A 12576-nucleotide genomic window follows, 5' to 3' on the forward strand; every position below is an offset into this window, starting at 1 on the left:
TCTGAACAGACCGGAATTTTGCTCTTGCAAGGTTCCGGTTATACTCTTGCTTGATCAGGGAGAGGAGAGAGATTCATATGCGCAGATGTGTCATTAGTGATATTCATGGCTGTTACGATGAAATGAATGCATTGCTTAAGCTTGCAGATTATAATCCTTTGCAAGATGAGTTGATTTTGCTGGGTGATTATGTGGATCGCGGTCCAAACAGCAGGCAGGTCATCGAACAGATTATGCAGCTTCAGCAACGGCACAATATTATAGTGATTAAAGGCAATCACGATGCCATGATGGTCAAGGCGCTGACTCAGGATGTTGAGCAATATGATCAGCATTGGATTCGTAATGGTGGATTAAACACGATGGCAAGTTATCTAGATCTGGAGCTTACATATGATGAGCAACAGATCGATTGGGAAGCTTATGCTGAAGCCAAACAGTGGATACGTACACATTATGAACATCATCTTCAGTTTCTGGATCAGCTTCCGCTGGTGTACGAGATACCGGGTTATATTTTTGTGCATGCCGGGATCAACCCGGATATCGAAGATTGGAGAAACCAGTCCGAGCGGGACTTCATTTGGATTCGGGAACCATTCTATTCCAGACCAACGGCGATTAGAGAGACGGTCGTATTTGGACACACACCCGTGAAGCATTTGCATGATGAGTCAGGCATTTGGTTTGACCCGAGCGGAGACAAAATTGGCATTGATGGTGGTTGTGCCTATGGAGCACAATTGAACATGCTGGAGATTAACGAGGATGGCAGTCTACAGACCTTTTTTGTACGGCAAGGGCAGAGCGTGGAAGAGTCCGAGATTTAATATTTTCGTTGCGTATCAGGAATTCATATGCTAATTTATAAGGTTGTACGATGGAATAAATAGGATACATATCATATCGACTTGAGGGGAATGAACCAAGTTTGGCTATCTATAATCTGGATCAACTGCAACATCACATTTTACTCTGTAATGGTGGAACATGCATGCGTAACGATGGGGAAGAAGTAACTCAGGCGGTACGGGACGAGATTGTTAAACAGCAGGCGGGAGGATTCATCCATACGACTCGTACCAAATGTAATGGTCAGTGTGACAACGCATGCGTGTCGATTGTGTATCCACAGGGTGACTGGTATGGCCAGATGACACCGGATTCAGGCAGAGCACTCGTACAGGCCTTGTGCGAAGGCGAGAAACTGGAGAAACACTTGATTGCGAATGTGGCCAAGACCTCTGTGAAATAGAATTACAGAGAGGATATTATTTTTTTCTAAGATGACTTACCTGAGAATGATTTGCAATTAATTCGCTGTAACGGGATTGGAATTAAGCCTTATAAGCGCTATAATCAGTAGGGTATGATTAAAATATGACATGTATTATTCTATATAAGTTCAACTAAACGTTTTACACGAGAACGGAGAGGACAGAAAAAAGCTGGAGAAGCGGAGCGCTCGCCTAAAAGCTTTCTGAAAGAAAGCTGCATCGGAAGCGTATGCTTATCACCGGATTTAACCTTTAAAAAGGGAATCAAAAAATCTGGGGATAACAGCGACCGGAAGGTTATTCTGTCATCGGAGTGGCAAGTGTAAACATTCTTTGGTTAAACTTATATAAATGAGAATTGACGGAGGGCTATAAATATGGAAAAAGCGTTAATCTTCGGTCACAAAAATCCCGACACGGATACGATCTGTTCGGCAATCGCCTATGCGGATCTCAAAACAAAATTGGGTCAGGACGTTGAAGCTGTTCGTCTCGGCGAAGTCAATGGTGAAACCCAGTTTGCACTGGATCATTTCAAAATTGAGGCACCGCGCCTGATTAAAACAGCTTCAAATGAAGTAAACAAGGTTATTCTGGTTGACCACAACGAGCGTCAGCAAAGCGTAAGCGATATTGAGGAAGTGACTGTCGTGGAAGTTATCGACCACCACCGTATTGCTAACTTTGAGACAAGCGGACCTCTGTATTTCCGTGCAGAGCCTGTAGGTTGTACTGCAACCATTTTGAATAAAATGTACAAAGAAAACGGCATCGAAGTGAGTGCGCCGATTGCTGGTCTGATGCTGTCTGCAATCATTTCTGATTCCTTGTTGTTCAAATCCCCGACTTGCACAGAGCAGGATGTAGCCGCTGCGCGTGAACTGGCTGCCATTGCTGGCGTAGATGCAGACAGCTATGGTCTGGACATGCTGAAAGCCGGCGCGGATCTGAGCCAAAAAACAATTGCTGAGCTGATTTCCCTGGATGCCAAAGAATTCGTAATGGGTCAAGCCAAAGTGGAAATTGCACAGGTTAACGCTGTAGATGTGAACGATGTTCTCGTGAAGCAACCTGAGCTAGAAGCAGCCATTGAAGCGATCATTTCCAGCAAAGGTCTCGACCTGTTCGTATTTGTCGTAACAGACATTCTGAACAACGATTCTGTGGCTCTGGCATATGGCGCATCCACCAAAGCTGTGGAGAAAGCCTACAATGTGACACTGTCTGATAGCAAAGCGCTCTTGAAAGGCGTAGTATCACGCAAATCACAGATTGTACCGGTTCTGACGGAAGCATTCAACACGTTATAAATCGGACAGATTGGCGTATTCATACGCTGATAGGTATTACAAATAATAGCAACGACATCCTAGCCTGCTCTGATCGGTACATGATCAGGACAGGCTTTTGATGTGGAGGAGGAAGAATCATGATCAAAAATGAAAAAATCAAAGCAGCCGAAGTACAGCTTACCGGATTGAATGGTGAAGATCTGGGCGTGATGCCCACAAAGGAAGCCCTTCTACTTGCGAAGCAGCATAAAGTAGATCTGGTGTGCTTGTCCTTGATGACCAGTCCGCCGCCATGCAAGCTGATCGGTGCAGGAGCAGCCAAAGCGGAAGCGCAGCAGGCGAAGAAAAAAGCGAGTAAATCCCCTGATAAACGGAAAGTAAAAGAAATTCGTTTGAACCTTGCAATGGAGGATCATGACCGGGATACCAAGCAATCTCAGGCGGAACGCATCCTGAAGAAAGGTGATTCGGTAAAACTCGTCATCCAGGTGCATGGAGCCAAAGAGGGAGCTGCTGGCAAGGAATGGGCAGAGCAACTGAGCAAATCGCTGGCTGAATTCGGTAGTAAAACGACGGGTGTCCAGGTAAGTGGTAAACAGGTTGTCGTGCAACTGGACCCCCATGCGTAGATTGCCAGACGATTATTGAGATAACACATAGCAAGGCCAATGTGAATGCAGTAATGATTATTCGAATGTGAGAAAAGCCCAATGAATGGCAGGGTAACTGCTGTACCATTGGGCTTGTTAATCGTCACTTGGATTGATATATCAGGGATGCAACTCAAGGCGAAATCCGTTTCTGTATCATTAATTCAGCTGCGTAAATAACGACTGCCCCCAAGACGTACATATAACTGTCCGGGTAATACAGGTGTAGAAGCAGCGGCAACATTATTCGGGTTGTTCTTGGCGAATCGAGATAAATAAAAGAAGTCCGGATAAATAACCATATCCATTAAGTAAGCAGAGACCCGGCTACCTGGAACGCGGAACTGATTCAGGGTACGTATTATTTCTCCGCCGCTTGCAATGCCAATCCCATGGCCATAATACCAGTCCTCGCGCAGCATAATCGTATTCTCTCCCTGCCATTCGGGGGTTTCGGGAGAAACATCCGGATTTTTGAAATACAGTACATCTCCTGGAAGCGCGGTTTCACTACCATTTTTTTCGATCAATCGCAGGTCGCTGTCATAATGCCAGTCAAAGAGCAGCAGATTTCGAAACAGCGAATTAAAAGCATCTTCACGAATGCTTCCCAGCACGCCACCATACAGCACAATGACCGTGGCTGTTGCACATTCAAAGGCATACAAGTGCCCATTCCTCCAAATATCCCGGATGCCGTCAGCGGGTGTTACGTTCGGTTTAAGCTCGAATCCACCCTCTGCATTTCGATTCCAGAAGGCAGGATTACATCTGGATTTTTCAAAGGATGCAAAATTCACCCCGCTTCGATCCAGTCCTTCTGCTGCATTCACGAGCGAGCCTCTCAAGTCCCATTCAAATCGAAGATGATCCATGGATTGGTAAACATATCTCGTTGGACGATCCTGAAGTTGCTGTAACCAGTACCATTCAAAATCAGACCATTCCGAGCGGTTCAGCAGGGCGGGTTGATTTGCGACAATGATCATCATTCATAACCTCCATTCCTGTTTGAATATTCAACATTGTATTATCAGTAGAGCACGGGTATTGTGTAGTATATGACGCGATGTGTTCGAATTGGTATGTACATATTGAATGTCCCGGCATCCAAGCTTAAAAATGTCGTTTCCTGTGAACATTTTGTGTGACCTCGTTTATAAATCATGGCATTTGGGGTAGTACTCTATAGATGAAGTTATGTTCAAGCGGGTCTATTCATACGGAATACAATCAGATTCTCATAAAGGAGGACACGTGATGTCGAAATCCATTACAGAGAGCCGATCTCTGTTCGAACAATTGTATACACACGCACCAATCGGCATTGCTGTCGCATCGCATGTAAATGGAAAGTGGTTGCAGCTTAATCCTGCATTTTGCGAGATGCTTGCATATAGTGAAGAAGAACTGCTCGATACTTCGGTCGTACATATGATCTGCGAAGAAGATCTGCACATGGAGGAATTCCGCAGCAAGTTCTGGGAAATGACCCATAAAACAAGGGAGATGTACGAGACGGAGGTTCGCCTGAAACGCAAGGACGGTTCGTTATTATGGGCAACCATTAGAGCTTGCATCGTACGGGATGAAACGAGTGGTGAACCTTTGTATCTGCTCGTACAAGCTGCTGATATTACGAAACAAAAAGATGCAGAGGAAATCCTTATTGTGCAACGTAAGCAATTGGAGGAGAGCAGTCGCATCTCGAGGCTGCTGGCAGAGTCTTCACTGGACCTGATTGCAATACATGATGTCGATTCCAGTCGTACATTTAAATATGTTTCGAATGCATGCAAGAGCATGCTCGGCTATGAGTTGGAAGAAGTGATAGGTAAGCCTGGAACATTCGTTATCTGTCCGGAGGATGTGCCCTTGGTTGAAGCGTATATGGAAGAGCAGAGAAGGGGTCTGGCTCCCAAACGGCTCAGTTATCGCCTGCAACATAAGGACGGATCTACGGTGTGGGCAGATACCATTACACATTATGTCTATGACAGTGCAGGTGAATTGTTAGAACTCGTCGCTGTAACCCGGGATATCACAGCCAGCCAGCAACAACAGTTAAGCATGCAGGAGTACAGATCATTATTTGACTGTAATCCCCTGGGCGTGGCTTCTCTTGATCTGGAAGGCAATCTGCTGAAAGCCAATGTGGGTCAGGAACAGTTGACGGGACACAGCAAGGAGGAGCTGCTGAGCCGACCTTTTGATCACCTCATTGATCCTGTGGATCTGGAGAAGACACGATATCATTTTGAGGAAACGGTGAAGGGCACGGCACAGAGCTATGAGATAGGCTTGATTCACAAAAATGGACAGCGAATTGAAACCAATGTGATTAATGTTCCTATTATACTGGAGGATAAAGTTGTAGGTGTCTATGGGATTACCAGTGACATTACGGAGTCCAAACGTTATGTCGAGGAAATCGAGAATCTTAGTTATGAACGGGCATTGATTTTGAATGGCATGTCTGAGGGTGTTATTGGACTGGACCTGGAAGGGAATCTGAACTTTGCTAATCCGGCCGCTGCGGAGATCATGAACTTCTGTCCAAGTGAAATGAACGGCAAACCTCTTGAACAGATGATGATTCAGATGCAGAGCGAAGGAATCCCTTACCCATCCAAGGATACACCAATTCTACAGGCTGTTCGTGAGGGACGAGGTCTGCCGCGTACCGAATCCGTTTTTTGGAGACAGGATGGGTCCAGTTTCCTGGCGGAGTTCCAATTGAAGCCGATTATGGATCAGGGTAGAACCCGTGGAGCCGTTTTGGTTTTCCGTGATATGACATCTGTGAAGGACATCATACGTGCCAAGGAAGCAGCAGAGCATGCAGACCGAGCGAAGTCCGAGTTTCTGGCTATCATGAGTCATGAGCTTCGAACACCATTGAATGGCATCATGGGCATGGCCCACCTATTAATGGAAACCGAGCTGGATGATGAACAGAAAGGCTTTGCAGAAATCATGATTGATAGCGGCGAATCTCTTTTGTACATTTTGAATGAAATCCTGGATTTCAGCAAAATCGAAGCAGGCAAAATGGATCTTGAGCGCGCACCTGTAGATATTAAGGCGATGCTGGGTGGAGTGATTGAACTGTTTGCGCTGAAGGCCTCAGAGAAAAATATTGAACTCTTTTGTGAAGTGTCGGATCACATTCCTGAGCGAATTCGGGGGGATGAGACACGAATTCGGCAGGTGCTGATTAATCTGGTGGGTAACGCTGTTAAATTCACAGAGCAGGGTCGTATTCAGGTGAGCGTTGGTGCTGATTTTTCAGATGAGCATGGTCGGGACAATCTGATGTTGACCTTTAAAGTAAGAGATACAGGAATCGGTATTCCAACAGAAAAGCAGCATCAGTTGTTCCAATCCTTCTCACAGCTTGATCCGGCCATCAATCGCAAGTTTGGCGGGACAGGACTGGGGCTTGCGATCAGCAAGAAACTGGTGGAATTAATGGGTGGAGCGATTGGCGTACAGAGTGAGATCGGTGAGGGAGCAGAGTTCCAGTTCACCCTCGTAGTGGAGCGCTGGCAAGAAGAAAGTAGTGACCCGATCGAAATTACTGAGAATGATGAACTGCAATTGGATCGAGCCAGTCTTGCCCATGACCTCAAAATATTGATTGCTGAAGATCAAGCGGTCAACAGCCACCTGTTGGAGGAGATGCTGCGCAAGTTTGGCGGAGTATGTGATATCGTTGAGAACGGTGCACAGGCCGTTGATTCATTGAACAAGGTTCAATATGACCTGGTGTTCATGGATATTCAAATGCCCGTTATGGATGGGATTGAAGCGACCTGTCGAATCAGACAGAGCCATCCAGAGATACCGGTTATTGCAGCGATAACTGCTTTTGCAGGTGCGAGTGACCGCGAGGAGTGCTTGAAATGCGGGATGCAGGACTTTATTAGCAAACCGTTCCATTCCGCGGAGATCAGCCGTGTATTAAATACATGGGTTCCATATATTCGCTCTCAAAGGGTAACGTAACAGAAAAATAACCTGTGCCTTGAATTCAAGGTACAGGTTATTCTGTCATTTACGACCAGCCTCCGATTAACCCGGAGAGGGTTACGCATTCGTCATCTTCCAAATCTGCAATCAGAGTGAGTTCTTCGTTGTCTTGTGGATCAACGGAGAATAATTCACGGCGTCCGTCCTCATGCACAATAATGACTAACTGCTGGCCGCCCTTTGTATCAAACTGGTACTTAACTCCAATACCAGGTAGTGGGCATTCGCGGATATTCATGAAACCTGTCACCTCTTTAGCTTTGCTGAATAAAAAATTAACCGTTCACACAGTACGGATGTATTCTACTATCCATAACACCGTTTGGCAAGTCACAAATAAAATTGGTGTGAAGGAATTAATTTTTTCCGCGATGTGATCCTGCACTATGTCTCTGTCTGGCTCGTTTGCGACGAACCAAAAACCAAATGAGCAGAGCAACGATGAATAATAGGCCATTGACTGCAACGATGATGATGTTCCGAATGTTGGGGACCTGTACAGTCAGATCCAGTTTATTCATCTGGAGGGGGGAAACGTGCCAAATGAGCGTTTTTCCGCCATCCTCTACCTGATCCGCATTGGAATCAGCTGCCTTGATAGGCAAAGACAACTTAAAATCAAAGTTAACATCTTTTAACAAGAGGTTCTTAAGAAAGCTAGGCACCTTGTTAATCTGATTTTTGATCTCACCATCCGGCATGGATTCCATGAGGTCGGCTTCTGCTGTAATGTGCATCTTGGAAGTGAAGAAGCCGGGAGAAGTTGATTGTTCAACTTTGATCCCTTGTGGTAACTTGGACGTATCAAAGCTGGTTTTATTGCTTTTTTCATAATGGGTGGTCGCTGTGAGTTGCTTCTGATCTCCCTGTTCCGAAACCTCTGCCTGGAAGTTATTTCGATTCAATGCATCTGCGATCAGAGGCATGAGATTGTCTTGTCCAATCTTTCCAAGAGCGGAGTTCTTTACGTTGAGATTGAGATCCAGATCCGTTGATCCGTCCATATTCACCGTTAGATGGGCTTCTCCATCCGCACAGGCGGATAAAATAGATAACATAAGGACTAGTAGAACAGTAAGCATTAGCTGACGTAAGGGGATGCGAGTCGACATGTCTTTCAACCTTTCTGCATAAAAATCCAAATTCCATTTCATAGAAGTATAGTATACACCGTAAGCATGGCGGATGAAACTTTGAACCCTGCAGTGAGGTACGTATGATATAGTGCCCTGTGGGAAATAATCAATATGTTAAAATTGAAGATTTCGTATTTTTGTCAATGTTCGGTCAATTCAAACGGTGTTTCACCGTGTACACTAGTAGTAGTGTGATGAATATACGGAAGCAGGGAGGTTACATTCATGACATATATCATTATTATGGCCGTTATTATGGTCGTGGGCATGGTCGGAATGGGCTGGTTCTATCAGATTATGGATAAAGACCAAAGCTAGTATTTTTTAAATGTGAAAAGAAGAGAGACAACCTATAAGCTGGCTTCGCTAATGCGAGGCGGGCTTATTTGTGTTTGAAAGTTTTTTGAAGAAATGACCTTACATTAGCACGTAATATATGTAGTCAACAATGTTGTACAAATTTGACCGATGGACAAATATTTTTCGTAAAGATGGGATTTTTTAGCTGCTCTTTTGTATAATAGGGGTTAGTTTAACTCGGGATACTCTCGAGATTCTGCCAAACAGGAAAGGGTGTACATAAATGAAATTTAGTGAGTATACGTATACACGTCCGAATCTGGAACACATCAAGACATCTTTCCGTGAGCTGCTAAGCGGTTTTGAAGCAGCGACAACGGTTGAGGAACAGAGTGGGTTCATGGATCAGATTAATGCGCTGCGCAGTGACTTTGAGACGCAAGCCCAACTGGTCTACATCCGTCATTCCATTGATACCAATGATGAGTTTTACAAAGCGGAGAACGAATTTCTGGATGAAAATGCACCCATTGTGCAGGAATATATTACGGATTTTTACCGTGCACTGGTTAACTCGAAATTCCGCAATGAATTGGAGCAAAAATGGGGTTCACAGCTGTTCCAACTGGCGGATCTTTCACTGAAAACATTCAGCCCGGAAATCATTGAAGAACTCCAGAAGGAGAACAAACTTTCCACAGAATACAATCAGCTGATCGCTTCGGCCAAAATTCCTTTCGAAGGTGAAGAGCGCACGTTGCCACAGCTTCATCCATTTGAACTGTCCACGGATCGCTCCATGCGTGAGCGGGCTTCGGAAGCCAGATACACGTTCATGGCTGAGCATGAGGCTGAATTCGATCGTATTTACGATGAACTGGTTAAAGTGCGTACACAGATTGCGAAAAAACTGGGATATCCAAGCTATGTGGAACTCGGCTATGATCGCATGAATCGTACGGATTATAACGCAGAGATGGTAGCCAACTTCCGGGCCCAAGTTCGCGATTATATTGTACCTGTAGCGACCAAGCTCAGAGAGCGCCAGCGTAATCGGATTGATGTGGATACACTGTATTATTACGATCAGGGCTTCAGCTTCAAGACAGGTAACCCGACACCTAAGGGTGATGCGGAATGGATTATTGAGAATGGTAAAAAAATGTACGCTGAATTATCGCCAGAGACGGATGCATTTTTCCAGATGATGACCGACAACGAGCTTATGGATCTGGTCAGCAAAAAAGGTAAACAAGGCGGCGGATATTGTACGTTCCTGAACGATTACAAAGTGCCATTTATCTTCTCCAACTTCAATGGTACATCCGGTGATATTGATGTATTGACGCATGAAGCAGGTCATGCTTTCCAGGTGTATGAGAGCCGCGATTTTGCAGTGCCTGAATACAACTGGCCGACATATGAATCGGCTGAGATTCATTCCATGAGTATGGAGTTCTTCACATGGCCTTGGATGCAATTGTTCTTCAAGGACGATACGGACAAATACAAGTTTGATCACCTGTCTTCCGGTTTGTTGTTCATTCCGTATGGTGTAGCTGTGGATGAATTCCAGCATTTTGTATATGCGAACCCGGATGCGACACCAACGGAGCGTAAGCAGGCATGGCGCAACATTGAGAAGACCTATCTGCCACACATCAATTACAAAGATAATGCTTATCTGGAGCAGGGTGGTTTCTGGCATAAGCAGGGTCACATCTTCTCATCGCCGTTCTATTACATTGACTATACGTTGGCACAGATCTGTGCATTCCAGTTCTGGAAACGCAGCAACGAAGATATGAAGTCCGCATGGGCCGATTACCTGACATTGTGCAAAGCGGGAGGAAGTTTGTCCTTCACAGGATTGGTTGAACTGGCTGGATTGAACTCACCATTTGAGGACGGTTGTGTTTCCTCCGTAATTGGAGATATTGAGGCATGGCTTGACGGTGTGAACGATAAGGCGCTTTAAGCCTTCGTAAGGATAAGGATGTTTCAATGAAAGTACCTTCGTAAGGTATAAGTAGTGGATATAGCTTTAAGATTGATAGGCAAGACGGCTTGGATACCTTCGGGTGTCCGGGTCGTCTTTTTTCATTACGGGTAAAAATAAAACTCAGTGTAACATTTATCGTGTTCATTGTGATTTATTTCACTATATCTGAAAACGGATTCAGTTACAATGTAGATAGTAAATCAGGGGTTACAGGAGGCTGGTTCAGATGGCAACACATGCATATTATGTTCCGCCCGTGAACTTGATGGGTAGAGGTTGTTTACAGGAAGCAGGCCAGATGATTGGACAGATGGGTATCTGCAAAGCACTGGTCGTGAGTGATCGTCAATTGATAACTTCAGGCGTTGCAGAGCAGGTACTGTCTATATTAAGAAAATCAGGGTTAGACTATGTCGTATATGATGAGGTTCAGCCTAATCCAACATGTCAGAATGTACATGACGGACATCGATTATTCCAAGATCATGGCTGTGACGCCATTATATCGATAGGCGGAGGTTCACCACAGGATGCTGCCAAAGGTATTGGCATTGTGGCTACCAACGGTGGGCATATCCGTGAATATGAAGGATTGCATCAATCGAAACATAAGTCCGTGCCACTTGTAGCTTTTAACACAACGGCTGGCACATCGAGTGAGGTGACAATGAACTACGTGATTACAGATGAGGAACGTAAAGTAAAGATGGTGATGGTGGACCGTAATAGTCTGGTCTCCCTGTCGGTTAATGATCCGGAGTTGATGCTCAGCAAGCCAGCAAGTCTCACAGCGGCTACGGGAATGGATGCCTTAACCCATGCCGTGGAAGCGATGGTGACGCCTGGTGGATTTACAGTGACAAGTGCGACAGCTGCAGCAGCTGTTGAATTGATCTTTGAATATTTGCCAAGAGCCGTGAGGGACGGCAGTGATCTGGAAGCGCGGGAACATATGACGTACGCATGTTTCCTTGGCGGGATTGCTTTTAATAATGCGGGTCTAGGTTATGTCCACGCGATGGCGCATCAACTGGGTGGCGTATATGATCTGCCGCATGGGGTATGTAACGCCATGTTACTCCCCTATGTGGAGGAGCTGAATGCCAAGCATGTACCCGGCAAATTCCGTCATATTGCCAAAGCGATTGGTATGGATGTGAAGGGTAGAAGTGATGAGGAGTGTTCCGATTACGTCATTGAGGCCATCCGTCAGCTATCGAAGGAAGTTGGGATCCCTGAGAAACTGTCTGAGCTGGGGGTGAAAGATCCGGATGTGGAACTGCTTGCCGATAACGCGATGAAAGATGCCTGTGCACCAGGCAATCCCTATCAACCGTCCAAGGCTGAAGTGATGGAGCTATTCCGCAAAATTATATAGACTTTTTCAGAAACGGATATATCAAAGTACGATCCTATTGATGTTGAGGATCACGGATTATCCAATTCAAAAATAATAGACAAAATGAGCCGAGATCGAAAGTCGGCTTTTTTGTCGTGTAAACTCGATATTTTTACTTATTTTTCCACTTAATAATTGCACAAAAACTAAAGGATTTTGCTTCTCTATTATCGAATACAATATGAATAACAGAGGCACGAGAAAGGGTAATCTTACCCGAAACTTGATGTCGATGTTTTCCAGTAAGATTCCCCAGTCCGTTTCGTGTTTAATGTTAAATAGGAGTATTCTATTTCATTGCTCACGAGCTACATCTTAAGTTCTTCATTTAACATTCACCTCTGTAAGTCAGTCAAGGCAATTCTACACCGCATCATCTCTATCTGAGGCTTCACAATCAAACAAGTTCAACTGCAATAAGACTCATCCGGTTACACATCTGTACAGCATGCTCCTAATCATGACAACAGTGTCCACACAACAGAATA

10 protein-coding genes are annotated in these 12576 nt (G+C 45.0%); 7 read left to right on the forward strand and 3 right to left on the reverse strand.

Annotation, left to right across the window (positions count from 1 at the left end):
- The first annotated feature begins 77 nt into the window (after positions 1–77).
- The 4 genes from MKZ12_RS12760 to infC all read left to right on the forward strand — a co-directional run bounded on the left by MKZ12_RS12760 (position 78) and on the right by infC (position 3198).
- Complete coding sequence (locus MKZ12_RS12760) at positions 78–830, forward strand: metallophosphoesterase family protein (RefSeq protein ID WP_339242004.1); 753 nt, start codon at positions 78–80, stop codon at positions 828–830.
- Between the two features lie 101 nt (positions 831–931).
- A complete protein-coding gene (locus tag MKZ12_RS12765; RefSeq protein ID WP_339242005.1) occupies positions 932–1255 on the forward strand; it encodes a (2Fe-2S) ferredoxin domain-containing protein in 324 nt (107 codons plus the stop codon).
- Positions 1256–1654: 399 nt separating this feature from the next.
- On the forward strand, positions 1655–2587 hold the full coding sequence (locus MKZ12_RS12770; protein WP_339242006.1) for a manganese-dependent inorganic pyrophosphatase: 933 nt from the start codon (positions 1655–1657) through the stop codon (positions 2585–2587).
- Positions 2588–2706: 119 nt separating this feature from the next.
- The gene (infC, locus tag MKZ12_RS12775; protein ID WP_339242008.1) at positions 2707–3198 is read left to right on the forward strand and encodes a translation initiation factor IF-3; all 492 of its coding nucleotides are present in this window, start codon (positions 2707–2709) and stop codon (positions 3196–3198) included.
- 185 nt (positions 3199–3383) lie between these two features.
- On the opposite strand, the gene MKZ12_RS12780 is transcribed toward infC, so the two are convergent.
- Positions 3384–4208 (reverse strand): protein-glutamine gamma-glutamyltransferase, encoded by an 825-nt coding sequence (locus tag MKZ12_RS12780; protein WP_339243037.1) that lies wholly within the window; start codon positions 4206–4208, stop codon positions 3384–3386.
- Positions 4209–4479: 271 nt separating this feature from the next.
- Between MKZ12_RS12780 and MKZ12_RS12785 the strand changes: the two genes are divergently transcribed.
- A complete protein-coding gene (locus tag MKZ12_RS12785) occupies positions 4480–7227 on the forward strand; it encodes a PAS domain S-box protein (protein ID WP_339242010.1) in 2748 nt (915 codons plus the stop codon).
- Positions 7228–7276: 49 nt separating this feature from the next.
- Here the strand turns inward: MKZ12_RS12785 and MKZ12_RS12790 are convergent, their stop codons facing one another.
- Positions 7277–7489, reverse strand: coding sequence for a hypothetical protein (locus MKZ12_RS12790; RefSeq protein ID WP_076249592.1), 213 nt, complete (start codon positions 7487–7489; stop codon positions 7277–7279).
- 118 nt (positions 7490–7607) lie between these two features.
- Positions 7608–8363 (reverse strand): hypothetical protein, encoded by a 756-nt coding sequence (locus MKZ12_RS12795; protein ID WP_339260725.1) that lies wholly within the window; start codon positions 8361–8363, stop codon positions 7608–7610.
- A 607-nt stretch (positions 8364–8970) separates the two neighbouring features.
- Between MKZ12_RS12795 and MKZ12_RS12800 the strand changes: the two genes are divergently transcribed.
- On the forward strand, positions 8971–10665 hold the full coding sequence (locus tag MKZ12_RS12800; protein ID WP_339260726.1) for a M3 family oligoendopeptidase: 1695 nt from the start codon (positions 8971–8973) through the stop codon (positions 10663–10665).
- A 250-nt stretch (positions 10666–10915) separates the two neighbouring features.
- Positions 10916–12067 carry an iron-containing alcohol dehydrogenase gene (locus tag MKZ12_RS12805; protein WP_339260729.1) on the forward strand — a complete coding sequence of 384 codons (1152 nt, stop codon included), beginning with the start codon at positions 10916–10918 and terminating at the stop codon, positions 12065–12067.
- Positions 12068–12576 lie beyond the last annotated feature (509 nt).

The sequence above is a fragment of the Paenibacillus sp. FSL R5-0713 genome, from assembly GCF_037973325.1.
GTDB lineage: Bacteria > Bacillota > Bacilli > Paenibacillales > Paenibacillaceae > Paenibacillus.

Excerpts from the sequence above, each read along its gene's own strand:
- MKZ12_RS12760 (WP_339242004.1), top strand. The coding sequence starts at position 78 with ATGCGCAGATGTGTCATTAGTGATATTCATGGCTGTTACGATGAAATG.
- MKZ12_RS12770 (WP_339242006.1), top strand. The coding sequence starts at position 1,655 with ATGGAAAAAGCGTTAATCTTCGGTCACAAAAATCCCGACACGGATACG.
- infC (WP_339242008.1), top strand. The coding sequence starts at position 2,707 with ATGATCAAAAATGAAAAAATCAAAGCAGCCGAAGTACAGCTTACCGGA.
- MKZ12_RS12780 (WP_339243037.1), bottom strand. The coding sequence starts at position 4,208 with ATGATCATTGTCGCAAATCAACCCGCCCTGCTGAACCGCTCGGAATGG.
- MKZ12_RS12785 (WP_339242010.1), top strand. The coding sequence starts at position 4,480 with ATGTCGAAATCCATTACAGAGAGCCGATCTCTGTTCGAACAATTGTAT.
- MKZ12_RS12790 (WP_076249592.1), bottom strand. The coding sequence starts at position 7,489 with ATGAATATCCGCGAATGCCCACTACCTGGTATTGGAGTTAAGTACCAG.
- MKZ12_RS12795 (WP_339260725.1), bottom strand. The coding sequence starts at position 8,363 with ATGTCGACTCGCATCCCCTTACGTCAGCTAATGCTTACTGTTCTACTA.
- MKZ12_RS12800 (WP_339260726.1), top strand. The coding sequence starts at position 8,971 with ATGAAATTTAGTGAGTATACGTATACACGTCCGAATCTGGAACACATC.
- MKZ12_RS12805 (WP_339260729.1), top strand. The coding sequence starts at position 10,916 with ATGGCAACACATGCATATTATGTTCCGCCCGTGAACTTGATGGGTAGA.